Origin of the sequence: Klebsiella sp. WP8-S18-ESBL-06, assembly GCF_014169755.1 — a bacterium.
GTDB classification, from domain to species: Bacteria; Pseudomonadota; Gammaproteobacteria; order Enterobacterales; family Enterobacteriaceae; genus Kluyvera; species Kluyvera ascorbata_B.
In genome coordinates this window covers 1,375,133-1,399,233 of record NZ_AP022256.1, presented here as the reverse complement: position 1 = coordinate 1,399,233, position 24,101 = coordinate 1,375,133, and the positions used below count along the sequence as shown (strand labels likewise).

The following is a 24,101-nucleotide window of genomic DNA, read 5'->3' as shown; positions in this document are numbered from 1 at the left end:
AACGCACGTAGGCCGGGTAAGGCGCAACCGCCGCCAGGCCTAAACGTGCTACCACCGTAAAATTATTCGCCGACCGGCACCCACTCCACCCGCTTTTTCGATATCAGGCCGTGGCCGTTCTGGCAGAAGTAGTCCACCGCGCCGCAGGCTTTCAACACCTCCAACGGTTTGTGGCATTCCGGGCAGCGCGCCTCCAGCGTAAAATCTTTCTCGCAGTGGTCGCAGTGTGCCTGATTACCCAGCACCTCCAGCGAGGCCTGACAGGTTGGGCAGATGAATTCCATGACGACTCCTTAACGCGGTTCTTGTGCCGCTATTTTACCACGACTCACCGCTCAATGTTCCCCGCGTAGCTGCTGCTGGATACGTAAAAGCGTCTCCACTTCCGCCATGCGCCGCTGAGTGAGTTTTGCCACTTCATCCGGCGCGCGGAAAAACAGGCTGCGCTTGCCGAGGATTTGCTCTCCGAGACAGTGCGCATAAATGGCACCCGATCGCGCCCAGCGCATCACGCGATCGCCATCAATCAGCTCCACGCTTTCACCACCGGGGGCACGGGTCTGACTGATAATACGCCCATCGCGCAGATAAATACGGATCCCTTTGCGCTCAACGCCCGGCCCGGCGTATTTGTTCAGCCATAGGTTAACCGGAATATGGCCCAGCGTGCCTTTGAGGTGCGCCTCCCCTTCCGCCGTTTCGGTATCGCCATACACGATAGGCCGCCCCAGCCGGTCTTTCACCTGTTCCGCCACCAGTTGGATCTCATCGCTACCGCCGAGATAGTGCACCGTCTCACGCATCATCGCCAGCACATGAGTGCCAATATCGACAATCACGCCGTCAGGGTGGCGTAGCTGGCGGGTATCGGGCTCGCCGGTGGCAAAATTCAGCGCGATCGGCTCACCGGCGGCGTTAAAGCCACTCGGCTCCAGCAGAAAGCCATCAAGGCTGACAATATCGGCCAGCGAGGCGACCGGCGCTCGGCCAATCGCAGCGCCGCGTTCAGGACTCCAGCGGGCGTCCATATTCCCCTGCGCCAGACACAGCGCGCCATCACGGGCCATCCAGTGATCCAACGCCAGCACGCGGCACGCGTTTTCCGGCACCATAAGCAGGCGGCGGAGGTCGGTAAGCTGAGCCAGCGTGGCGGCAATCGGCTTCTCCACCACAATACGCGGAATCGACGAACGCAGCGCCTGTTCGAGCACCGGCAGATGCTGAAGCGAAATGGTGGTAATAAACAACGTATCAATAGGTTGCGCCAGCAGCGCGGCAAGAGAATCACAGGGCGTCACGCCCGGCAGCAACCGCTGCGGGTTGCGGTCATAGCCCCAGAGCGCCGTGACGGGCAGCGACAGCGCCTTCAGGGCCGGGAGATACGCCGTCTCAACCACCGCCCCCAGGCCAACAAATCCAATATTCATCGCATCGACTCATGTGCAGGAAAACGAGATAGCGGCATTATGCATGAAGCGCCAGCGCAGAAAATTGTCCGCGATGGCGTATTGCGGTTATCGCACGGCGCACAGGCGCTCAAACCCAGCCGCCAGATCGGTTTTCAGATCGTCCATGTCTTCCAGCCCGACCTGAATACGCAACGTCAGCCCGCCAGGCTGCCAGCGCGTGGCGGTGCGGTAGTCCGCGCAGTTGAAGGGAATAATCAGACTTTCAAAACCACCCCATGAATAGCCCATCGCAAAAATACGCATATGATCCAACATGTTTGCCACGCCCGCACGGGTGAACTCCGGCTTCAGCACCAGCGAAAACAGCCCGGTAGAACCGGTGAAATCGCGCTTCCAGAGCTCATGGCCCGGGCATTCAGGCAGCGCCGGGTGCAGCACCCTCATCACTTCCGGCCGCGTTTGCAGCCAGCGCGCCATCTCCAGACCGCGCTGTTCAGCTTCTTTAACGCGCAGATGCAGCGTGCGCAGCCCGCGTAGCGCCAGGAAGCAGTCTTCAGCACCGGGCAGCATCGCCATCAGGTCGTAGGTTTTTCGCAGTTGGGGCCACCAGGCCTCATTCGCCGAGACCAGACCCATCAGCAGATCAGAGTGACCGCCGAGGTACTTCGTTCCCGCCTCAAGCGCGAGGTCGCAGCCGTGCTCGTGGGCACGGAAGAAAATGGGTGTCGCCCAGGTATTGTCGATGATGGTCGCAATCCCCCGCGCTTTCGCCGCCCGCGTCATCGCCGGAACATCCTGAATTTCAAAGCTCTGCGAACCGGGAGACTCAAGGAACAGCGTGGTCGTGTTCGCCCGGAAGAGCGAAGCGATATTGGCCCCGATCAGCGGGTCGTAGTAGGTGGTTTCAATCCCCATTTTTGCCAGCATACCGGCGCAGAAGTTGCGGGTCGGGCGGTACACGCTGTCGGGCATCAGCAGGTGATCGCCTGCTTTCAGCGTGGTCAGCAGCGCCAGAGAAATCGCCCCCAGCCCCGATGGCGACAACACCGTTCCGGCGGCCCCCGCCAGCGCGCTCCAGGCGTTTTCCAGACTGGCGATGGTCGGCGTTCCCATCGTGCCGTAGTTAAACTCGGCGCGATTATGTTCCAGATCGTCAACCGTCGGGAAAACCACCGTTGAGCCGCGATAAATCGGCGCATTAACAAACCCCGCCTGGCGGGTGGTGTCCCGACCAAGCTGAGTGAGCTGCGTACTGATATTTAAATCGGAAGTGGAGCGATGTCCCATAACTTACCTCGTACCGTTCAGCGGCCGTGCCGACGCGAAATAGCGTTACTCGTTACCCCATTGATTGAGGAATTCTGCAATATCATCAATACGCTGTGCTTTAATGCCCGCCGCAACGGCCATCTCCTGCTGCGCCTCTTCGCTGATCTCTTCGTTGTTCATTAAGCGCGTAATAAGCAGCTGGAAATAGTGCGCCAGCGCGTCGCGTTCGTCATCGCCGACGGCCTGAGCGGCTTCGGTCGCATATTCATCGACGATGTCATAAAATTTCAGCGGGATTTCGTTAGTCATAACACAGCTCCTGGAATGAATGCCTGCAAAACGGTGACTATCCTACGTTAAGCGCTACGAGGTCAACGGCCGTTTGCATACTCGCCACGGATTTACTCCACGTTCACCTTCACTTTCGGTTTTGACAGCAGGATTTTCACAAATTCGGTAAATTTAACCGGCTTATAGAAATAGTATCCCTGCTGGAAGGTAATCTCGTTTTTGTTGAGGTAGTCGAGCTGCGCCTTTGTTTCAACGCCTTCGGCCACAATGCTGAGCGAGAGCTTACGGGCCAGATCCAGCACGCAATCGAGAATCCGCGTCGAATCCGGGTCTTCGTTGACCCGGGCGACAAAACTTTGATCGATTTTAATATAATCAATATGTAAATCATGGAGATATGACAATCCCGAGTACCCGGTACCGAAATCATCCAGGGCGATCACGAAACCCACTTTATGCAACGTATTCAGCGTCTGTATTAACGCTTCATCAACGTGCAGGGGTTCACGCTCGGTCACCTCAAGCACCAGGTTAAGATCCTGACGCAAGAAGCTTTCTTTAAACCGCAGGCACTCGTCGACAAAATCCGGTCGCGAGATATGCGATGCGCTGAAGTTAATGCCGACATGAAAACCTTCCGGCAGCTTGACGGCGATCGCATTCATATTAGCGACCACCTGCGCCATCAGGCTTTGCGTCAGCGATACGATCAGCCCGGTTTTCTCTGCCAGGGGAATAAACGATGCCGGGGAGAGATACCCGGCACGCGGATGCTTCCAGCGCGCAAGAACCTCAACACCGCGCAGCGTCCCCTCCCTGCCGTTCACCACCATATGGTAAAAAGGAACAATTTCGCCGCGGCGAATCGCCCGACGTAGCCGTTCTTCCGGCGTCACGTCTTTATTAAGGTATTTATTGAGGACGTAGGCCGTCACGATGGAAATAAACAGCAGAAATAACAGAATGCCCAGCCCGTGCGCGATCAGCCGTTGCAGACTCCATAGCGGCGGTTGACGGTAGACAATGCTAAAAGGATATTTTTCGGAATTGACCTGCGCGTTATAGGTTAGGTTGCCCGCTAGCGCCGTCACATCATCAGAAACACCAATCGCGGCATCGTTCACCCTCAGGGCATAGTTGACCCCTTTTAGCGGTACGCTGAGCGCGCTGCGAATATGCCGATCGCTGATGGTCACCAGAATATGGCTATCGTCAAATTGCGTGTTATAGATCAGCACCGGTTGCCCGTTCGCCATGTCGACGGCGGGCGCCAGCAACAAATGGCTTGCCGATAACGGCGGGACCGTCGAGAGCATAATGCGGTTACCCGGTAGCGACGAACACCACACCGCTCCCCGTTTGATAATGACGACGGTACGTAAATGCGGTTCCAGCGCGGCATCAATGCCAAGCCGATACTGGCCATCCAGATCGCATCCCGTCGCGGCGATATTCATCGCCGTTTGAGTCGCCCGTGCCGCTTCATCCAGAATAAGATTGATACTCTTTGCCGCATATTGCGCGCCGCTGAGGCTTTCAGCGCGCGAGGAAAACCAGAGTTGGGTATTCAAAATAAACACTCCGGTCAGAAAAAGACTGACCGCGGCGATTGTGGGCAGAAGTGCGTTGCGCATAGTGACGTCCCGGGCGAAAGAAGCGATTTCCTCCTGCTGACACCTGTTCGCTAACAGCGGCGAATACCAAAATCATGGTTGAAAGAATCGGATATCGCCATCACCCAATCCTATTTAACGCCATGCATGGCTTCAGGCCCGTATCTCAATCCGGTGGGCGTCAAAGGCCGCACGCAGCCGTCGGGCAAAGGCCAGCGCCTGCTCACCATCGCCGTGCAGACAGACCGTCTGCGCCTTTACCTTCGTCCAGATACCGTCACGGCTTTTCACGCGGCCGTTCAGCACCATTTCAAGCGTGCGCGTCACCGCTTCTTCTTCATCCTGAATCAGCGCCCCTGGCTCGTGGCGTGGCACCAGCGAGCCATCAGCCAGATAACCACGGTCGGCGAAGACTTCCTCCCGCGTGGTCAGGCCGTAACGTTCTCCCGCGCGAATGAGCTCGCTGCCCGCTAGCCCTACCAGCATCAGCGCAGAATCGATATCTTTTGTCGCCCTGGCGATGGCGTCGGCAAGCGCCGGTGACGCAGCCGCCTGGTTGTAGAGCATGCCGTGAGGCTTAACGTGAGATATCGTCCCGCCTTGCGCGCGCGTGATGGCCGCCAGCGCGCCAATTTGATACAGCATCTGGGCGTAGACAACGTCAGGCGCTAACAGCATAGCGGTGCGGCCAAAGTTTTCCCGATCGGGAAAACTGGGATGGGCCCCAATGGCCACGCCATACCGCTGCGCCAGCAGCACGCTCTGACGCATCGTCTGCGCATCACCGGCGTGGAAGCCACAGGCAATATTGGCGGACGTAATCAACGGCATCAGCGCACCGTCATTCGCACAGCCTTCGCCGAGATCGGCGTTTAAATCAATCATCATCGTAGAGCCGCTCTTTACCTTTAGCCGGGTGAGAATCGACGCTATCGCTATGCACGTCGATTGCCGTTCGACTATAGCAGATCGCTGCGGTGTGATAATGCCTCATCATCATTTTCCTGGCGACCGCCGTGCGCCCATAAAAAAAGCCCGCTACGCGGGCTTCTTGTGATATTGATTCAACGCTTACTTGCTTTTCTTGATGTGTTTAATCAAGCGCTTACGTTTACGCATCTGGGTCGGCGTCAGCGTATTACGTTTGTTTGCATACGGGTTTTCACCTTCCTTGAACTGAATACGAATAGGCGTACCCATCACATCCAGCGACTTACGGAAGTAGTTCATCAGGTAGCGTTTGTATGAATCCGGCAGATCTTTTACCTGGTTACCGTGAATCACCACGATCGGCGGGTTATAACCACCGGCGTGGGCATACTTCAGCTTCACGCGGCGGCCACGTACCAGCGGCGGCTGATGATCTTCCGCGGCCATGGTCATGATGCGGGTCAGCATCGCAGTACCCACGCGACGGGTCGAGCTGTCATACGCTTCGCGAATAGATTCGAACAGGTTACCCACGCCGCTGCCGTGCAGCGCAGAAATAAAGTGCACGCGAGCAAAGTCGATAAAGCCCAGACGGTAGTCGAGGGTTTCTTTCACCTGCTCTTTGACTTCCATGCTCAGGCCGTCCCACTTGTTGACGACGATAACCAGTGAGCGCCCACTATTGAGGATAAAGCCCAGCAGCGACAGATCCTGGTCAGAAATACCTTCCCGCGCATCAATCACCAGCAGACAGACGTTAGCGTCTTCAATGGCCTGCAATGTTTTGATAACCGAGAATTTCTCCACCGTATCGGTGACTTTACCGCGCTTACGCACGCCTGCGGTGTCGATGAGGACGTATTCACGTTCATCGCGCTCCATCGGGATGTAGATACTGTCACGGGTAGTGCCCGGCATGTCGTACACCACCACGCGGTCTTCGCCAAGAATACGGTTAGTTAGCGTTGACTTACCGACGTTCGGGCGGCCCACGATAGCGATTTTAATCGGCAGATCCTGCGGGTTAAAATCGTCTTCCGGCTCTTCAGGCGCTTCGCCGTTCTGCTCAGCCTCAAATTTTGCCCAATATTCGGCGTCTTCATCCACCTCTTCCGGCGGGTTCACGTCGTCAACGAACGGCAGCAGCACCTGCTCCAGCAGGCTGGTCACGCCGCGACCGTGAGAAGCGGCGATCGGGTGAATTTCACCGAGACCCAGCGACCAGAAGTCGGCCACCGCCTGGTCCGGATCGATGCCGTCGGTTTTGTTAGCCACCAGGAAGGTCGGTTTTTCGCGTGAACGCAGGTGTTTAGCGATGCCTTCATCCGCCGGCATCAGCCCCGCACGCGCATCAACCATAAACAGCACGACGTCGGCTTCTTCAATCGCCATCAGCGACTGTTCCGCCATGCGCGTTTCGACGCCTTCTTCCGTGCCGTCGATACCGCCGGTATCGATACAAATAAATTCACGCCCTTCAACTTCAGCACGACCGTACTTACGGTCACGAGTCAGACCCGGGAAATCCGCAACCAGCGCATCACGAGTGCGCGTCAGGCGGTTAAAGAGCGTGGATTTTCCAACATTAGGGCGCCCGACAAGCGCGACCACAGGTACCATGTTAAAGCCTCATATACTCAAAATTTGTGACAATCTGCGTTGCCGGACGATGCATCGTTTACCCGGCCTACTCTGTCTGTGTAGGCCCGATAAGCGAAGCGCCATCGGGCAAGAAATCAGTACTAATAAAAATAGCAAACGGCCCCTGAGCATACAGGAGCCGTCCATCGCTGAATCAACACAGCCGGATTAACGCGTAATGGCGTACACCGTGCCGTCTTTTGCCTGAATCAGCAGTTTACCGTCGGCTGCAACCGGATCCGTCAGGAAGCCTGAGCTGTCAACCTTCTGCTGAGCCTGGAAGCGCCCGTCTTCCGGGTTAACCCAGTGCATGTAGCCTTCGGCATCGCCCACCACCAGGCTGCCGTTATACAGCGCCGGCGAGGTCAGTAAACGGTGCAGCAGATCGCTCTGCGTCCACAGCGTCACGCCGCCGTCGGTGGTCAGCGCCAGAATACGATCGTTCTGATCGACGATGTAGATACGGTTGCCGTCGACGATGAAATCATTCACCGAGCCCAGCTCGCGTTTCCACATGATCTGACCGCTGCGCAGATCCAGCGCCGTCAGGTTACCATTGTAGGCTAAGGCATAAACCACGCCATTGACGATGACCGGCGTGGTGTCCACGTCGCTCAGACGGTCAATTTCCGTGGATCCGGTGGCCTGAGAAATACGCTGCTGCCAGATCAGTTGACCTTGCTGCATCAGGACCGCGCTCACGCGACCGTTATCACCGCCAACAATCGCCGCGCCGTAAGCTGCAGCCGGTGCAGATTCACCGCGCAGAGACAGCGCTGGCATATCCAGGTTTACCGTCCACTTCACGACGCCGCTGTTTTCATCCAGCGCCTGCAGCTGGCCGTTGCTGGTATGGATCAGCACCAGACCATCGCTCACGGTTGGGCGAGAAAGCACTTCGCCCGCCGCGGCGGTCTGCCAGACGATAGAACCGTCGCCCGCATCCAGCGCATAAACCTGCGCTTTTTCGCTGCCGACATAAACGTGGCCGCCGGAAACGGTCAGGCCGCCGGAGAGCAGCGCCGGTTTACGAGAGAACCAGCCGTCTTTTTCCGCCAGATTGACGGACCATACTTCTTTGCCATCATCCGCGTTCATCGCTTTCACGATGCCCTTACGGTCAGCGGCATAGACCACGCTATCCGCATAGGCCGTATGCAGGTTGGAGTAGAAATCGCCAATCCCGCTACCCACCGAAACGTCCCAGGCAGTAGACGGAGTAAACTGGTTTTCTACGGTCGGCAGCGGAGACATTTTAACAACGTCTTCTTCGCCGCTAAACAGTGAACAACCACTCAACAGAGTGACAGAAAGCAGTCCTGGCAAAAGTAGTTTACGCAATTGCATCGGGTCCCTCTCAGACGGACAAATTATTAATTTTCATGCGCATCATTTCGCTGAGCGCCGGTGATGCATCGCTTTTAGCGCCTGCTTCCCACGCCGCACGCGCGCCCTGCTTGTCACCTTTACTGAGCAGGATTTCCCCACGTAAATCAGCAACAATTGCCGTCCAGCCTTCACCTTTCACGCCTTCCAGCGTTTTCAGCGCTGCGTCAGGCTGCTTCATTTGCAGCTGAACGCGCGCCAGGCGCAGGTTGATAACGGACTTCAGATTATCATCAGATGCGGCGGCCAGCCCTTGCTGCAGCTGTTTTTCTGCCTGTGCCAGATCGTTTTTATCAACGAAGACCTGCGCCAGCTCCAGGGAAGCAAACGACCCGTAGGTGTTTTTCGCCCCAGCGGCAAATTTCTCCGCTGCGGCCAGCGCTTCCGGTTTCCCTGAACTAAGAGAAGAAACGGCATTTTCATAGGCCATGGACGCGTCCCTGGCCGTGTCTACCTGATGGGAATTCCAGTAACGCCAGCCAACCAGCGCACCGATCCCCAAAATTACCCCAACGGCCAGCGCTTTGCCATTTTCGGCAAAGAAGCTTTTCAGCGCCTCAACCTGATCGTTTTCGTTATTAATTTCCACGCAGCCCTTCTCCTGATAATGATGTCCTGGAGATTAACCCAGAATAGTGCGCAAATGCGCGGCAACGCCTTCCTGCGTTACGGTTGTCTGCTCACCAGAACGCAAATCCTTCACGACAACAGTGGCTTGCTCAACCTCAGACTCACCCAGAACCAGGGCAATACGGGCACCCCATTTATCTGCGCGGGCAAACTGCTTTTTAAAGTTGCCGCCGCCGTGGTTAGTCATCAGCTTCACGCCAGGTAATGCATCACGCACCTGCTCGGCCAGACGCATTGCGGCTGACTGAGTATCGGTGCCTGAGGCTACCAGGTATATATCGACAACAGGATCGGCTTTAAATTCCGGATTAACTGCCTGAACGAGTAAAACAAGACGTTCCAGGCCCATGGCAAAGCCCACGGCAGGGGTTGCGCGACCGCCTAGTTGCTCGACCAGGCCATCGTAGCGGCCGCCGGCACAAACGGTACCCTGCGAACCCAGGCTGTTCGTTACCCACTCGAAAACGGTGCGGTTGTAGTAATCCAGACCGCGAACCAGACGCTGGTTAACGGTGTAGGCGATACCGGCGGCATCCAGCTGCGCGCACAGGCCAGCAAAGTGCTCACGGGACTCATCGTCCAGGTAGTCACCCAGTTTCGGCGCGTTATTCAGCAACGCCTGCACGTCCTGATTTTTTGAATCCAGCACGCGCAGCGGGTTGCTGTACATACGACGTTTGCAGTCTTCATCCAGCACGTCGACGTGTTGCTCGAGGAACGCCACCAGCGCGTCGCGGTAGTTAGCGCGCGCTTCCAGTGAACCGATGGAGTTCAGCTCCAGATTAACGTGCTCGGCCATACCGAGCGCACGCCACCAGCGCGCGGTCAGCATAATCAGCTCCGCGTCAATGTCCGGGCCCTGCAGGCCAAACACTTCGACACCCAGCTGATGGAACTGGCGGTAGCGGCCTTTCTGCGGACGCTCGTGGCGGAACATCGGGCCGATGTACCACAGACGCTGCTCCTGATTGTACAGAAGACCATGTTCGATGCCGGCGCGTACGCAGCCCGCAGTACCTTCCGGACGCAGCGTCAGGCTATCGCCGTTGCGGTCTTCAAAGGTATACATCTCTTTTTCAACCACGTCGGTGACTTCACCGATAGCGCGCTTGAATAACGGGGTCTGCTCTACAATCGGCAAACGGATTTCGCTGTAACCGTAGCTGCCGAGCACCTGCTTGAGTGTGCCTTCAATGCGCTGCCAGATGGCGGTTTCGCCAGGCAGATAATCGTTCATGCCGCGAATGGCTTGAATGTTTTTTGCCACGTTAATTCTCTTTATATATAAAAATGAACCCTCGCGCGGTCAGCGCACGAGAGGTTCAATCATACACGGGAAGCAAGCCGCTTCCCATCTCGTTATTTTTCAACCTGCTGAACGTCGATACGGCGCGTCTCGTCAAGCACCGCGGCTTTCGCGCGGATTCTGGCTTCAAGCTGGCTAATCATATCGTCGTTGTCCAGACGGTCTTTACGCACGCCGTCTTCATACAGGCCGCTCTTTTTGTTGCCGCCCGTCACGCCCAGCGTCGACACCAGCGCTTCGCCAGGGCCATTCACCACGCAGCCGATGATCGAAACGTCCATCGGGGTGATGATGTCTTCCAGCCGCTGCTCCAGCGCGTTGACCGTACCGATCACGTCAAATTCCTGACGAGAGCAGGTCGGGCAGGCGATGAAGTTAATCCCGCGCGCGCGAATGCGCAGCGATTTGAGAATGTCGAAACCGACTTTAATTTCTTCGACCGGGTCCGCCGCCAGCGATACGCGCAGCGTGTCACCAATGCCTTCGGACAACAGCAGACCAAGGCCGATTGCGGACTTGACCGCGCCGCTGCGCGCGCCGCCCGCTTCGGTGATCCCGAGGTGCAGCGGCTGATCGATCTGTTTCGCCAGCAGGCGATACGATTCGACGGCAAGGAAAACGTCCGACGCTTTCACGCTGACCTTGAACTGATCGAAGTTCAGTCGATCCAGATGATCGACATGACGCATCGCCGATTCCAGCAGCGCCTGCGGCGTCGGCTCACCGTATTTTTCCTGCAGATCTTTTTCCAGCGAACCGGCGTTAACACCGATGCGGATCGGGATGTTTTTGTCACGCGCGCAGTCAACCACCATGCGAATGCGCTCTTCGTTGCCGATATTGCCCGGGTTAATACGCAGGCAGTCGACGCCGTATTCCGCAACCTTCAGCGCAATACGGTAGTCAAAGTGGATATCGGCGACCAGCGGGACGTTGACCTGCTGTTTGATAAGTTTGAACGCCTCGGCGGCGTCCATCGTTGGCACGGAAACGCGAACGATGTCCGCGCCAACGCGTTCTAACGCTCTGATTTGATTGACCGTCGCTTCGACATCCGTCGTGCGCGTGTTGGTCATCGACTGGACGGCGATAGGGGCCCCATCGCCGATCGGCACGTTCCCAACGTAAATGCGTGTGGATTTTCTACGTTGAATAGGAGCCTGGTTGTGCATGAAAAATCTCCCGCATTACGCGTCTGTTATTGTGCCGGTGATTGTTCAGCACTCACGGTCAGGCGCGCAACCTGGTTAGTTCTGATAAAGCGGCTCAGATCGACCGGTTTACCCTGGTATTCAATTTGTACCGCAGCCGGTGCGCCAATTTTCAGCTTATAAGGCGCCTGGCCGGTGAGGTTCAGGTTACCACCTTTACGCTGCAGGCCGCTGAACAGTTTTTTACCGGTCGCATCGGTCACTTCCAGCCAGCAGTCGGCGGAGAAGTTCATGACCAGCGCGTTAGCGTCAGCCACCGGCGCGGCAGTTTGTGCCGGATCGGTTGGCAGCGCGCCCGGCGCGGCAGCCTGCGGTGCAGGGGTAATTTGTGCTGCAGTGGTATCAACATTCGCCTGGGACGGTGACACAACGGCGTTGTTCTGCGCGGCGGCTGTTGCCGTATCGGCTGGAGCCTGAGCTGCGGTATCGGCTGGCGCCGCAGCGCTGGAGCCCTGCACGGCGGCAGTATCGGTCGTAGCCGTAGACGGAGCCGCATCGGCTCCCGTATTCAGCGGAATATTTTGTGAATCGCTGCCGCTCGCCTTCAGCTCAACGGAAGACTGATCGGCCATCGTGGTGATCTCTTCCTGCTGCGCTTTGTGGTTTTGCCACCACCAGGCGACGGTTAAACCCACCACCACAAACAGCACCAGCCAGGTAAAGCTCATCAGCCAGCCGTCGCGTTTTTTGCGACGCTTGCCCAAAGAGAAGCTCTGCATCGGCGCGACCTTGGCAGCGCGCACCGGCGCCTGCTTTTCCATCATCGGCAGCAGTTCTTCTTCTGGAATATGGACCAGACGAGCGTAGGAACGGATATAACCACGCAAGAATGTTGAAGCGAGTTCAGCAGGAGCCTTATCTTCTTCAATATCACGAACGGTGGAAACCTTCAGGCACAAGCGTTCTGCAACGGCTTGCTGGCTGAGTCCGAGTTGTTCACGGGCATTACGCAAACGGACACCCGTAGTTTGTGCTTCTTGTTGATCGTGGTTGGTTTCAGTATTCATTCGCTACAACTGCTGATTCGTGAAATTTAAGGTTCTGATGCGAAGCCTTCTCGCACCGCGAAACATCCGGTCGTGTTACCGAACGGACGGACAGGCCGCCCGTTATGCCCTACTCCAAAACAGCGTCAAAAGCCGTATTCACGCTGTGATTGCAACGCTACATACTGCCTCAATACTTGATGAAACGCACCGTAATTATTAACCAGATCAGTACGTTTCGCCTAATCCTTAAGCACTTGGCTGTGCGTGCGCCATTTCTGGCGCACGCGGCGCGCTATCAGAGCGCTTTGACCTCAATGGTTTCACCCTGCATACGCTTACGCATTGTACGCTTGGTGCGGTCAATCACATCACCGGCAAGCTGACCACAGGCGGCATCAATGTCATCACCGCGGGTCTTACGCACGATGGTGGTAAAGCCATAGCTCATCAGTACTTTACTGAAGCGGTCAATGCGGCTGTTGGAGCTGCGGCCGTACGGTGCGCCCGGGAACGGGTTCCACGGAATCAGGTTGATTTTGCACGGCGTATCTTTCAGCAGTTCAGCCAGCTCATGGGCGTGCTCGGTGCCATCGTTAATATGGTCCAGCATCACGTATTCGATGGTCACGCGGCCCTGGTTGGCGTTGGACTTCGAAATGTAGCCACGAACGGACTCCAGGAACGTCGCGATGTTGTACTTTTTGTTGATCGGTACAATTTCGTCACGGATGGTGTCGTTCGGTGCGTGCAGGGAAATCGCTAGCGCGACGTCAATCATATCGCCCAGCTTATCGAGCGCCGGAACCACGCCTGATGTGGACAGCGTTACGCGACGTTTGGACAGGCCGAAACCGAAGTCATCGAGCATGATTTCCATCGCGGGAACCACGTTAGTCAGGTTCAGCAGCGGTTCGCCCATCCCCATCATCACCACGTTGGTGATCGGACGCACGCCGGTTGCTTTGACCGCACCGACGATTTTCGCCGCGCGCCACACCTGGCCGATAATTTCAGATACGCGCAGGTTGCGGTTGAAGCCCTGCTGGGCCGTAGAGCAGAATTTACACTCTAATGCGCAGCCGACCTGTGAAGAGACGCACAGGGTCGCGCGATCGTCTTCCGGGATATACACGGTTTCAACGCGCTGATCGCCAACGGCAATCGCCCATTTGATGGTGCCGTCAGAAGAACGCTGCTCTTCTACCACTTCCGGAGCGCGAATTTCAGCCACTTCTTTCAGCTTACCGCGCAGAACTTTGTTGATGTCGGTCATCTCATCAAAGTCGTCGCAGCAGTAGTGATACATCCACTTCATCACCTGATCGGCGCGGAAGGGTTTTTCGCCTAAGTTTTTAAAAAACTCGCGCATCTGCTGACGGTTAAGATCCAGCAGGTTAATTTTTCCATCTTTGTTGGGAACCGCCGGGATGGCGCTCTCAGGCGTGACAATTTGTTCAGACATTTTCTATTCCGGCCTCGTTGTTACACGTTATGGCCCCTGGAGGGTTAATAAAAAGAAGCGCCCCAGGAAAGCGTTCTGCTCGTCCGGGGGCGCTGCATTGTACAAATTCTGGCGCATGGATGCCACGTCTGCACGCGGCATTCACGAAATAAAGTGTAAACGATCCCTTAACGGGTGCGCGGGCACACTTCGCCTTCGCCGAAGAAGAAGGCGATTTCGCGCGCGGCGGATTCAACGGAATCGGAACCGTGGGTGCCGTTCTCGGTGAAGCTGTCCGCGTAGTCAGCGCGCAGGGTGCCTGCCAGCGCGTTTGCCGGGTTGGTGGCACCCAGCAGATCGCGGTGACGCTGAACGGCGTTTTCGCCTTCCAGTACGGAAACCACGATCGGGCCAGAGGTCATGAACTCAACCAGACCGTCGAAGAACGGACGGCCGTCGTGCTCAGCGTAGAAGCCGCGCGCCTGCTCAACGGTCAGGTGCAGCATTTTGGTGCCAACAATCTTAAACCCTGCTGATTCAAAGCGAGAGAAGATGCTGCCAATAACGTTTTTTGCCACCGCGTTTGGCTTGATGATGGAAAAAGTACGTTCAATAGCCATGATTACCTCTAATAATAAAATTTATTTTGTTGTCGTGCATACAGCAGCTGTATTACCTGGCGCGGATTATAATGACCGGATGCGTCGTTGCCTATGGATGAAGGTAACATTTTTTTAAAATAAAATACTTTTAAGCAACACACTTTGTAACAAACCCGGTTTGGTTATTGTGCGCTGCTACTGCCCGATGGCGCTACGCTTATCGGGCTTACGGGTCGATGCCATATTGTAGGCCGGGTAAGCGCAGCACCAACCGGCAACGTCACTCACTGCAGCGTAAAATTCACCACCGACGTCTGCCCTGCTTCATCCATCACCACCAGTTGATAAGCCGCCGGATCTGCCAGCGTCAACGTCAGACTATCGCCAGCGCTGGCCTGCGGTTCACCGTTGAGGAACCACCAGCGCCTCCCTTCTCCACCGCTCGCGTGCAGCACGACTCTTGCATTCGACTCACCGGGCAAACGTCGGATCACGGCATCTTCACGAATACCGGACAGCATCAGCGGGGCCATGTTCTGCACTTGACGCGGCGGGCAACGCGTCGACACCGGCGGCAGCCGCGCGGCACGGCGCTCTCCGACGGGCAGCCACGGCTCCAGCGGCAGCGGCCAGACGTCGAGGATCGTTTCACGGGCCCCCGGGCAGTCTGCTGCCACCCGTTTGCCTTCGCCATCAAGCCACATCGGGAAACGAATGCCCTGCATCCCTTCCTGCTCAGGCAGCTGTAACGTCGGCGGCAGGCTATTATCCAGCATCCAGGTCGACAGCCTGCGGCGGCAGTTGGTGTCCCCCGCTGGCAGCGGCTGCCCGCCTGGCCAGCAGATTTCCGCCACGCCAACCGACGCCGGACGAGGATCGCGCGCCTCCTGCTGGCGCGCAGCGCGTGAGGCCAACAGATTGTTGACCTGGTTCAACAGCGGAATGGCGCTGGCGAAACCAAACTGCCCGGCCACCGGCGTACCGTCCGGCCTACCGGTCCAGATGCCGATGCTGTAACGGGCATTAACGCCAATCGCCCATGCGTCGCGATAGCCGTAGCTGGTGCCGGTTTTCCACGCCAGCGGCACCCCCTGCGGCAGCGAGGCATCCGGCAACGGCTGCGCCTCGTTGGCCAGAATGCGGCGGATAATCCACGCCGCGCCCGGCGACAGCAGCGGCCGTTCGACCAGCGGGTCGCTGGCCAGCATCCGCAGTTTGCCCACCCTTCCGTGTCGCGCGAAGGCACTATAGGCGGCGGTGATATCAGCCAGCCGCGCGCCAGCGCCGCCGAGAATGAGCGATAAATTCGGCTCCGCACCGGTCGGCAGAATCAGCGGTAGCCCGGCATTGCGCAGCCGGGCGGCGAACTGCTTCGGCCCGTAAGCGTCCAGCACCTGCACGGCAGGAAGATTCAGCGAGCGCACCAGCGCTTCGCTCATGCTCACCGGGCCGTGGAATCCGCTGTCAAAGTTACCCGGTCGGTAGTCTCCCACCCGACGCGGCACATCCTGTAGCAGCGATGCCGGATGAATCAGCGCGCTGTCGAGCGCCATACCGTATAAAAATGGCTTCAGCACCGACCCCGGCGAACGCACTGCGGTCACCATATCGACATGACCAAAGCGGCTATCATCGGTAATATCCGCAGAACCAACCCAGCCGCGCACCTTCATATCGCGGTTATCGACCACCACCATCGCCAGCGAGCTGCGCGGTGCCAGACGCGATTTCCAGTTCATCGCCAGATCTTCCAGCTGCCGCTGCAGCCCGGCATCCAGGGTGGTCACAATTTTTTCCTCACGGCTCCGCGCCAGCATGGCGCGCGCAAACAGCGGTGCCAGCTGCGGCATCTGGCGCGGGAACAGCCATACCGGCTCTTCTTTCGCCTCCTTTACCGCAGCGTCAGGCCAGACGCCCTGAGTCAGCATTCGGTCAAGGACTTTATTACGCGCGGCCTGCGCCCGATGAGGCCAGCGGTCCGGACGCAGTCGGCTGGGCGCCTGCGGCAGTACAGCCAGCAGCGCAGCGTCGGCGTAGCTTAATTGCGCAGGCGGTTTTCCGAGATAGGCCCAACTGGCAGCACCGACGCCCTGAAGCGTGCCGCCGAACGGAGCCCGGTTGAGATAAAGCGTCAGAATATCCCGTTTGGAAAGATGCCATTCCAGTTGGAAGGCGCGCCACAGCTGGCGAAACTTACCGCCAAACGTACGCGGATGCGGGTCCAGCAGCCGCGCCACCTGCATCGTCAGCGTGCTGCCGCCCGACACTACGCGCCCGGCGGAGAGATCCTGCCAGGCCGCGCGGACAATGGAAAACGGGTTTACGCCGGGATGGTCCCAGAACCAGCGGTCTTCATATTGGATCAAGGCATCCAGGTAGCGTGGCGACACCTCTTCCACGGTCACCGGGTAGCGCCAGATCCCTTCGGCATCGGCAAAACGCCACAGCGGGCTGCCGTCCTCGGCGACCACCACGCGGGCGGGCGTCACTTCATGCAGCGGCAGCGGCCAGCGCTTATCGGCCAGCACCACCGCGCCGCAAAAGAGGACCACCGCCCCGGCCAGCCAGCGCCAGACGGGGCGTTTAAGCCAGGCGACCCGCATGCTATGGGACGACAATCAGCATGTCGTCCGCCGTACCCACCGCGCGCCAGGCCGGAACATACATGGATTCTACCTGCGACGGCGGCACCTGATAGGTACCCGGCATGACCGCGCGAGCCAGATAAACCAGCGTCACCGGCTGGTTAGCGTTGACCGCCACCGCCGCCACAAAGCGGTCGTCACGGAATTCCATGTGCTGGATATCCGCCTGCTGCATCTGGTTGAGCCACTCCTGCACTTCGCTGGCGTTGTCCTGCAGATTGGCACTGCTGTTAGCCAGATTCTGGTTTTCCAGCTCCAGTCCGGCAGGCAGCATATCGACCACCAGCGCATCCGGCACGTTCTGTCCGGCGTTGATATCTAACTTCACCAGCACCAGTTCGCCGCTACGCAGCGAAGAAAGCGATTTGCGCTGACCATCAGTGCCATAGAACTGGCGCTCAATATGCAGCACGTTGCCGCTTGCCGCTGGCGCATTTTGCGGGTAACCGGTGCTGTCGAGTCGCAGCCACAGCGGCTGCTGGCCGCTGTTTGTCACCGTCAGCGCCGCAAGCTGCTCTGCATCCAGATTACGCGTCAGGGCTTTCTCTCCCCGCAACGGCTGACCGTCCAGCGAAGTTTGCGCCTGCCAGTTGCCCGGCGCGTCCAGCACGCTTTTCGCCGCCAGGAACAGCGCATTGTTCTCCTGGGTCGACAGCCAGCGTTCGCTGAAAGCCTGCTCAGCGAGGGTTTGCAGTAGCGCATTCTGGGCCGCCGGTAGCAGCTTGTTCTCTTCCAGCAGCGCCAGCATCAGCGCGTTGTCGCGCAGGTCGCTGCCGTAGTCCGCCAGCCAACGCGCCCTGTCAGTACGTTTGGTAGTCAACGCCAGCTGCAGCGCCTGTTCGCTGCGCGGGGCGTCGCCCATCGCTTTCAGCGCAATACCCAGCTGCATCAACGGCAGGCCGGACCCGGCCTGCGCGCGGCGTTCCCAGAGTTCGCGAAGCGCACCGAGCGGCGCTTTTTGCTGACGGGCCAGCACCAGGCCTGCATAGGCCTGAATGGCAAAACGGCTAGCCGCGCTGTCGTCGGTGTAGCGTACGCTCATCAGCCCCGGCTCCTGCAGGTAGCGCAGCATCCGGTTATTGCCTTTATTGATGGCCTCCACCGGTACGCTATAACCCTGCTCCGCAGCGCGGACCAGGAAGTCCATGGCATAAGCAGTCAGCCAGTACTCTTCTGGCCCTTCTTTGTCCCACAGGCCAAATCCGCCGCTCTCTTTTTGCATTTGCAGCAGGCGAGAGATGCCAAGATCCACCGCAGCACGGCGTTTTTCATCGCTGTCGCCGACGATGCCCAACGTTTTTAGCTGTGCGGCGTTGGTATAAAGCTGCGGGAACAGGCCGCTGGCCGTCTGTTCAAGACAGCCGTACGGATAGGCTTTCAATTCGCGGATATAGCGCGCCAGGTTGAGCGGCGGTTTACCGCTCAGCAGCAGTTGGCCCTGCACCGTCGCCGGCGAGAACGCCGCGTTCTGCCCTGACGGTATGCTCCAGCTCTCACCAGGCTGCAGCACCGCGCCGTTATTGACCGTTTGCGCCGGGAACGCCGGGCGCACGCCAATCTTCCACTGCTTATGCAGGTCGGCCAGCGTTTCACCCGGTAGATTCAGGCCCGATACGCTGACATTCACTTCTCCGTCGCCGAAGCCTTCACTGGCGCTCACCGGCACAAACAGCGTGCTGCGCGCACCGGGCTCCAGCGAGACCGCCGCAGGCTGGCCGCTCTTCAGGGTCAGCAGACCGGCGGTGGCAATCTGAACGTTCAGCGTCTGGGGTTTATCCGTCAGGTTGGTCAGATCCAGCGTCAGACGAGCGCTATCGCCGCCCGCCATAAAGCGCGGCGTATTCAGTTCCGCGACGACCGGTGCGGCAACCACTACTTTTTGTTCCGCGCTGCCGAAATCTTCGCTCGTCCATGCCTGTGCCATCACTCTCAGCTCGCCGTTAAAGTCGCCTATTGGCATCGTTATCGAGCCTTCGCCGTTGTCGTCGAGGGTCACCGGCTGCGCCTGCTGGGCGATAATGGTGACGTGGTTAACCGGCGGCTTACCGCCGCGGTTAAGCTCATCGCCGTCACCGCCGAAGCGCAGGCTGGCAAGACGCCCCTGGCCTTCAATCACCTGGCCATAGATATCATAAATATCTGCACCGTAGCGTTTCTGGCCGAAGAAGGCCTGCCACGGGTCCGGCGTGGCGTAGTCGGTAATATTCAGCACGCCGCTGTCAACGGCCGACAGCAACACGTTGACCTGCTTCGGTGCCGCCCCTTCTTTGCGTCCCACCTTCACCTTAACCGTCAGCGGCTGGTTCGGGCGCATTTTCTGCGGGCCCTCCAGCGCAACGTCCAGCCGACGCTGTTCGTCACCGAGCGGCAGATGCAGCACGCCCACCGCCCGCTTTGGCGTAGCGGAGCGCGATTTGTCCCCCGGACGAACCACCAGCGTGCTCAGATAGAGATCGTGGCGGTTCCAGCTTTTGTCGACCGGAATGCTTAGATCCAGCCCCGCGGCGGGGACCTCAATTTCCTGCCACCACAGCGGCCCATCGCTGGATTCCACCATCGCGTAGCCTTTACCTGCCGCCGGGGCGGCAATGTGCAGCTTGATGGTATCGCCGGGCCGGTAGTTCGGTTTATCAAGCTTGAGCGTGACGCGATCCGGGCGCGCCGCGCCGCTGCCGTCGCTGTTATCCTGCCAGCTGTAACCGGCCCAGAAACGCACGCTACTGACCGCATCGTTCGGCGCTTTGACCTCCAGACGATAGGCGCCCCACTCTACCGGGAAACTGACCTTACCGGTTTCATCTGCGCTGAGATCCAGCGTCTCTTCGCCCTCGACCAGATCTTTTTGATCGAAGCGAGACTGCCAGCCGTCGCTTTCCGACCAGTTCCAGTAATAATCACGGCGTTCACGAATCAGCCTGACCTGCAGGCCGGTAACCGCTTTCTTATTACCGCTGGCGTCGCTGTAAACCACGTCAAAGGCCGCCTGGCTGTTTTCATCGACGATCGGCTGATTGACGGTGGTGTCGGTGCGATAGTCATAGACCGCTTTGCTGGCAAACTGCGGGCGGATCCCCGGCAGCTCGGCTGCTGGCCAGATAGCCTGGCTTACCCGGCGGGTGACCGGGCGACCGCCGGACTCAAGCAGGCTGGCCTGGAGGATCACCTGCAGCGGCGAGTGGGTTTCCTGCCACTGGCTGGCGGTGGTCACTTCACCATGGCCTTTGGCATCCAGCGTCAGGTTCATTTCATCCAGGCTGCGGGCGGTATTTTCTTGCGCAATATCGCCAAACTGGAAGCCCGGCAGCGCCGCGACGGCATCGCGCAGCGGGCGTAAAAACAGCTTGCCCTGGAGACTGTTACCGCTGGCTGGCGCGCCGTAGAGGTAGGAACCCACCACGCTGAACGTCACATCGTCAGCAGGAGCCAGCGGTGCGGTTTGCGGCGTCAGGCTCAGCGCCATGCGTTCGGGCATAAAATCTTCAACGTGGAAATCCCACTCACGCGGCTGGTTATCGCCGGTGTTAGCGCGAATATGCCACATCCCCGTGGCGGCACTGCTATCGAGCGGGTAGGTCAATTGATACAGGCCGTTCTGCGGCTGGCTGACGACGCTGCGGATCACCTGCCCGTCCGGCTTGACCACCTCGAGCTTAATCGGCTGATCGGGCAGCGGTTTGCCGTCACTGTCGCGCAGCAGCCCGTTGAGTATCACCGTTTCACCGGGGCGATAAAGATCGCGCGGGCCAAACATAAAGAACTGCTTACGGTAGCCGGGGTCACCGGCAACGTCGAACTCGGCCAGGTCCAGCGCGGGAAGTTTGAGATCCAGCAGCGTGGTTTGCCCCTCTTTGCGCGCCAGCAGCAGCGCCGCGTCTTTATCCGTCTGGAGGGTCGCATGGCCTTTGGCATCGCTGGTCGCCTGCGCCAGCGTCTGGCCTTTATCGTTAAGCAGGGTCAGTTCTACGGCCGATTGCGCCGCGCCGTTTTCCAGGCTTTGGGTGAAAACGTCCAGTTGGCCGTGATAGCGGTGCAGCGAAACGCCCACATCGCTGAGGGTAAACAGCGTAGCGGCATTGCTGTAGCTGTACTGACCCGCCGGATTCATCACCGCAATATAAACGCCTGACTGCTGTAGCGGCGCAATATCCTTCAGCGGCAGCAGCAGTTTTTCGCGAGTGTTACGCGTGGGGTTGAGATCGAAACGTCCGGTATAGACAAGGTCCGCCATTTTCAGCAGCTCGTCAGATTCCCAGTTGCTCAGCGAACTGCGATATTCCCACTGGCTGACAAATGCCGCCAGCGACTCCGGCTTCACGCGGAAGAAGTTGACGTCAACGTGCGGCACGTTGAGCACCATCACCGGCAGCCCTTCCACCACTTTGCCGGGCAGCAGCGAGCCGCGGCTGGCAAAACCGACGCTGGGGGCAATATCACGTGTAGTCAGCGTTTTCTCCACGCTGCTGCCGAAGGCGGATTTGTTCAGCGCCGCCAGCTCAGGATCGACGGTCACAATCAGGTCGCGTTTAGGCTCCAGATGGCGCAGACGCAGCTCTTTGAGGTTTGGCGCCAGCTCCCATGCACCGTCCACTTTGCCGCTCTTTTTGTCGACCAGATGAACGGTTTTGCTGAAATCCTGATCGGGATTTAGCGGAATCGAAAAGGTGAGCACCAGCGTCGCCGCGCCGTCGAGCTGCACTTCAGAGGCATCCAGCAGGGAAAGCGTTTTGCCCTGACTCTGCTGGGCAAGTTTGGCCAGCTGCGCCGCATCCGGTTTATTCGCCGACGCGTGCTCGGCTGCAGCCGGGGCCGCCGCCGAGGCGGGCTTATCATCGTTGTTATTGTCGCATCCCGCCAGGGTAAACGTCATTGCCAGCGCCAGCGCTAGCGTAGCCAAACGAAAGGGTTTCATCCTGGAACCTCTGACTGGTGAAGTCTGTTTGAGTCGTTGATTCAGTATTATGCCCCAGACCCGAGTTTGCCAGTAGCCAGCCCGCTCGCAAAATTGACGACCATTTTTCATCACAAACGGGATGTTACGGCGATCACAGCACCGAACGTCACCTGTGACGTTACGCGTACTTTGTTTTTAAAACAATAAGATAGCTAGATTCCTCTCGCACTCTGCTGTTACCTTTTGCCGGTCGTCACCTCTTACTCTACGCGGTTCAATAATTGGAGATCGGAATGAAAAGAGCCGTTAATGCCCTACAAAATTTTGGCAAATCTCTCTACGGCCCGGTGCTCATATTGCCAATCGTCGGTCTGTTTATCGCCTTCGGTAACGTGCTGGGTAACGGTAGCCTCGCCGAGTACATTCACGTTCTCGGTTACCCTGCCGTTCAGCATCTTGGCCAGCTGATCGCCAAATCCGCCGTGTCGCTGCTGGTCAACCTGGCGATGATCTTCGCCGTCGGCATTCCCATTGGCCTTGCCGCCCGCGATAAAGGTTACGCGGCGCTGCTGGGCCTGGTCACCTTTATCGTTTTTATCAACGCCATGAATGTGACGCTCCAGCTACAGGGCGAACTGGCACCTGCCGATCTTATGCGCACCGCCGGGCAAAGCATGGTGCTCGGCGTACAGGTGCTGGAGATGGGCGTGTTTGCCGGGATCCTCACCGGTGCGCTCACCGGCTACCTGTATAACCGCTATTCCGGCGTACAGTTTTCCGGGGCGATGGCTATCTACTCCGGGCACTGCTTCGTCACCATTATCATTTTGCCGGTTGCCATACTTCTCGGCGTGATCATGAGCGAACTCTGGCCGTGGGCGCAGCACGGCATCAGCGCGCTGGCGTTGGCGATTAAAGGCTCCGGCCCGTTCGGCGTAGCCATTTATGGCTTCCTTGAGCGCATTCTGGTGCCAACCGGCCTGCATCATCTGGTTTATACCCCGTTCCTGTACACCGAGCTTGGGGGTTCACAGGAAGTATGCGGCACGCTGTATCAGGGCGCGCGCAATATCTATTTCGCCGAAATGGCCTGCCCGAAGGTCACGCAACTGAGCAGCACGGTAGTGTGGGACGCGCGTGGCATCAGCAAAATGTTCGGCCTGCCCGCCGCGGCGCTGGCAATGTACGTCACGGCCAAACCGGAGCGTAAAGCGGCGGCGAAAGCCATTCTGATCCCGGCGGCGCTAACGTCCATGCTGGTCGGCGTCACGGAACCGCTGGAATTTTCATTCCTGTTCGTCGCGCCGCTGCTGTTCGTGGTGCACGCGGTGCTGACCGGCATTGGCATGATGCTGTTCTCACTGCTCGGCGTCCATGCGATCGGCGCGAACGGCATCATCGACTTTGTGCTCTACAACCTGCCGCTGGGCACCACCAAAGCGAACTGGCCAATGTATATCGCGGTGGGGCTCACGATGTCCGCACTCTATTTCCTTATCTTCCGCTTCCTGATTCTGCGTTTTGATATGAAAACGCCGGGCCGCGAAGAGGAAGACCAACAGACCCGGCTCTACAGCAAGCAGGAGTACCAGGCTAAGGGCAACAACGACGGGCTGGGAACCCTCATCATCGAAGGATTAGGCGGGCGCGACAACATTGAGGTGGTGGATAACTGTTACACCCGGCTGCGCGTCACGGTCAAAGATGTAGCGCAAATTAACGAACCGCAGCTTAAAGCAACAGGTGCGAAAGGCATTATTAAACAAGGCAATAACGTTCAGGTGGTCTACGGGCTGCATGTCAAAAAAATGCGAGAAGCCGTTGAGATGTTTCTCTGAAGGAGGCTA

At 58.2% G+C, this 24,101-nt stretch carries 18 protein-coding genes; 1 reads left to right on the top strand and 17 read right to left on the bottom strand.

What is annotated here, in order from left to right:
* Positions 1–62 precede the first annotated feature (62 nt).
* The 17 genes from H7R76_RS06650 to H7R76_RS06575 all read right to left on the bottom strand — a co-directional run bounded on the left by H7R76_RS06650 (position 63) and on the right by H7R76_RS06575 (position 22,272).
* Positions 63–284, bottom strand: a complete 222-nt coding sequence (locus H7R76_RS06650; protein ID WP_035891425.1) for a zinc ribbon domain-containing protein — start codon at positions 282–284, stop codon at positions 63–65.
* Between the two features lie 51 nt (positions 285–335).
* A complete protein-coding gene (locus tag H7R76_RS06645; protein WP_182930196.1) occupies positions 336–1,427 on the bottom strand; it encodes a Gfo/Idh/MocA family oxidoreductase in 1,092 nt (363 codons plus the stop codon).
* Positions 1,428–1,514: 87 nt separating this feature from the next.
* Positions 1,515–2,696: a cystathionine beta-lyase gene (gene metC / locus H7R76_RS06640; RefSeq protein ID WP_182930195.1), complete on the bottom strand. Its 1,182-nt coding sequence runs from the start codon at positions 2,694–2,696 to the stop codon at positions 1,515–1,517.
* A 45-nt stretch (positions 2,697–2,741) separates the two neighbouring features.
* A complete protein-coding gene (locus H7R76_RS06635) occupies positions 2,742–2,987 on the bottom strand; it encodes a DUF2543 family protein (RefSeq protein ID WP_106924115.1) in 246 nt (81 codons plus the stop codon).
* 92 nt (positions 2,988–3,079) lie between these two features.
* Positions 3,080–4,603, bottom strand: a complete 1,524-nt coding sequence (pdeG, locus tag H7R76_RS06630) for a cyclic di-3',5'-guanosine monophosphate phosphodiesterase PdeG (protein ID WP_106924114.1) — start codon at positions 4,601–4,603, stop codon at positions 3,080–3,082.
* A 132-nt stretch (positions 4,604–4,735) separates the two neighbouring features.
* Positions 4,736–5,470: a 5-oxoprolinase subunit PxpA gene (pxpA, locus tag H7R76_RS06625; RefSeq protein WP_106924113.1), complete on the bottom strand. Its 735-nt coding sequence runs from the start codon at positions 5,468–5,470 to the stop codon at positions 4,736–4,738.
* On the bottom strand, positions 5,460–5,582 hold the full coding sequence (locus H7R76_RS25030) for a hypothetical protein (RefSeq protein ID WP_264991542.1): 123 nt from the start codon (positions 5,580–5,582) through the stop codon (positions 5,460–5,462). Before H7R76_RS25030 ends, pxpA begins: the two co-directional genes overlap by 11 nt.
* Before the next feature lie 71 nt (positions 5,583–5,653).
* On the bottom strand, positions 5,654–7,132 hold the full coding sequence (der, locus tag H7R76_RS06620; RefSeq protein ID WP_106924104.1) for a ribosome biogenesis GTPase Der: 1,479 nt from the start codon (positions 7,130–7,132) through the stop codon (positions 5,654–5,656).
* A 189-nt stretch (positions 7,133–7,321) separates the two neighbouring features.
* Positions 7,322–8,500, bottom strand: coding sequence for an outer membrane protein assembly factor BamB (bamB, locus tag H7R76_RS06615; protein ID WP_182967287.1), 1,179 nt, complete (start codon positions 8,498–8,500; stop codon positions 7,322–7,324).
* Between the two features lie 10 nt (positions 8,501–8,510).
* Complete coding sequence (locus H7R76_RS06610; RefSeq protein WP_106924102.1) at positions 8,511–9,128, bottom strand: YfgM family protein; 618 nt, start codon at positions 9,126–9,128, stop codon at positions 8,511–8,513.
* Positions 9,129–9,161: 33 nt separating this feature from the next.
* Complete coding sequence (gene hisS, locus H7R76_RS06605) at positions 9,162–10,436, bottom strand: histidine--tRNA ligase (RefSeq protein ID WP_106924101.1); 1,275 nt, start codon at positions 10,434–10,436, stop codon at positions 9,162–9,164.
* A 92-nt stretch (positions 10,437–10,528) separates the two neighbouring features.
* Positions 10,529–11,647, bottom strand: a complete 1,119-nt coding sequence (ispG, locus tag H7R76_RS06600) for a flavodoxin-dependent (E)-4-hydroxy-3-methylbut-2-enyl-diphosphate synthase (protein ID WP_106924100.1) — start codon at positions 11,645–11,647, stop codon at positions 10,529–10,531.
* Between the two features lie 26 nt (positions 11,648–11,673).
* Entirely contained in the window at positions 11,674–12,693 is a 1,020-nt protein-coding gene (gene rodZ, locus H7R76_RS06595; protein ID WP_182967285.1) for a cytoskeleton protein RodZ, read from the bottom strand.
* Positions 12,694–12,970: 277 nt separating this feature from the next.
* The gene (rlmN, locus tag H7R76_RS06590) at positions 12,971–14,137 is read right to left on the bottom strand and encodes a dual-specificity RNA methyltransferase RlmN (protein ID WP_106924098.1); all 1,167 of its coding nucleotides are present in this window, start codon (positions 14,135–14,137) and stop codon (positions 12,971–12,973) included.
* 167 nt (positions 14,138–14,304) lie between these two features.
* Positions 14,305–14,736 (bottom strand): nucleoside-diphosphate kinase, encoded by a 432-nt coding sequence (gene ndk / locus H7R76_RS06585; RefSeq protein WP_106924097.1) that lies wholly within the window; start codon positions 14,734–14,736, stop codon positions 14,305–14,307.
* Between the two features lie 266 nt (positions 14,737–15,002).
* Positions 15,003–17,321, bottom strand: coding sequence for a peptidoglycan glycosyltransferase PbpC (pbpC, locus tag H7R76_RS06580; protein ID WP_182967907.1), 2,319 nt, complete (start codon positions 17,319–17,321; stop codon positions 15,003–15,005).
* Position 17,322: 1 nt separating this feature from the next.
* A complete protein-coding gene (locus tag H7R76_RS06575; protein WP_182967283.1) occupies positions 17,323–22,272 on the bottom strand; it encodes an alpha-2-macroglobulin family protein in 4,950 nt (1,649 codons plus the stop codon).
* A 275-nt stretch (positions 22,273–22,547) separates the two neighbouring features.
* Between H7R76_RS06575 and H7R76_RS06570 the strand changes: the two genes are divergently transcribed.
* Positions 22,548–24,092: a PTS transporter subunit EIIC gene (locus H7R76_RS06570; RefSeq protein ID WP_106924093.1), complete on the top strand. Its 1,545-nt coding sequence runs from the start codon at positions 22,548–22,550 to the stop codon at positions 24,090–24,092.
* Positions 24,093–24,101 lie beyond the last annotated feature (9 nt).

Bases quoted from the DNA above. Each gene is read 5' to 3' on its own strand.
- H7R76_RS06650 (WP_035891425.1), bottom strand. From the start codon at position 284: ATGGAATTCATCTGCCCAACCTGTCAGGCCTCGCTGGAGGTGCTGGGT.
- H7R76_RS06645 (WP_182930196.1), bottom strand. From the start codon at position 1,427: ATGAATATTGGATTTGTTGGCCTGGGGGCGGTGGTTGAGACGGCGTAT.
- metC (WP_182930195.1), bottom strand. From the start codon at position 2,696: ATGGGACATCGCTCCACTTCCGATTTAAATATCAGTACGCAGCTCACT.
- H7R76_RS06635 (WP_106924115.1), bottom strand. From the start codon at position 2,987: ATGACTAACGAAATCCCGCTGAAATTTTATGACATCGTCGATGAATAT.
- pdeG (WP_106924114.1), bottom strand. From the start codon at position 4,603: ATGCGCAACGCACTTCTGCCCACAATCGCCGCGGTCAGTCTTTTTCTG.
- pxpA (WP_106924113.1), bottom strand. From the start codon at position 5,470: ATGATGATTGATTTAAACGCCGATCTCGGCGAAGGCTGTGCGAATGAC.
- H7R76_RS25030 (WP_264991542.1), bottom strand. From the start codon at position 5,582: ATGATGATGAGGCATTATCACACCGCAGCGATCTGCTATAGTCGAACG.
- der (WP_106924104.1), bottom strand. From the start codon at position 7,132: ATGGTACCTGTGGTCGCGCTTGTCGGGCGCCCTAATGTTGGAAAATCC.
- bamB (WP_182967287.1), bottom strand. From the start codon at position 8,500: ATGCAATTGCGTAAACTACTTTTGCCAGGACTGCTTTCTGTCACTCTG.
- ispG (WP_106924100.1), bottom strand. From the start codon at position 11,647: ATGCACAACCAGGCTCCTATTCAACGTAGAAAATCCACACGCATTTAC.
- rodZ (WP_182967285.1), bottom strand. From the start codon at position 12,693: ATGAATACTGAAACCAACCACGATCAACAAGAAGCACAAACTACGGGT.
- rlmN (WP_106924098.1), bottom strand. From the start codon at position 14,137: ATGTCTGAACAAATTGTCACGCCTGAGAGCGCCATCCCGGCGGTTCCC.
- ndk (WP_106924097.1), bottom strand. From the start codon at position 14,736: ATGGCTATTGAACGTACTTTTTCCATCATCAAGCCAAACGCGGTGGCA.
- pbpC (WP_182967907.1), bottom strand. From the start codon at position 17,321: ATGCGGGTCGCCTGGCTTAAACGCCCCGTCTGGCGCTGGCTGGCCGGG.
- H7R76_RS06575 (WP_182967283.1), bottom strand. From the start codon at position 22,272: ATGAAACCCTTTCGTTTGGCTACGCTAGCGCTGGCGCTGGCAATGACG.
- H7R76_RS06570 (WP_106924093.1), top strand. From the start codon at position 22,548: ATGAAAAGAGCCGTTAATGCCCTACAAAATTTTGGCAAATCTCTCTAC.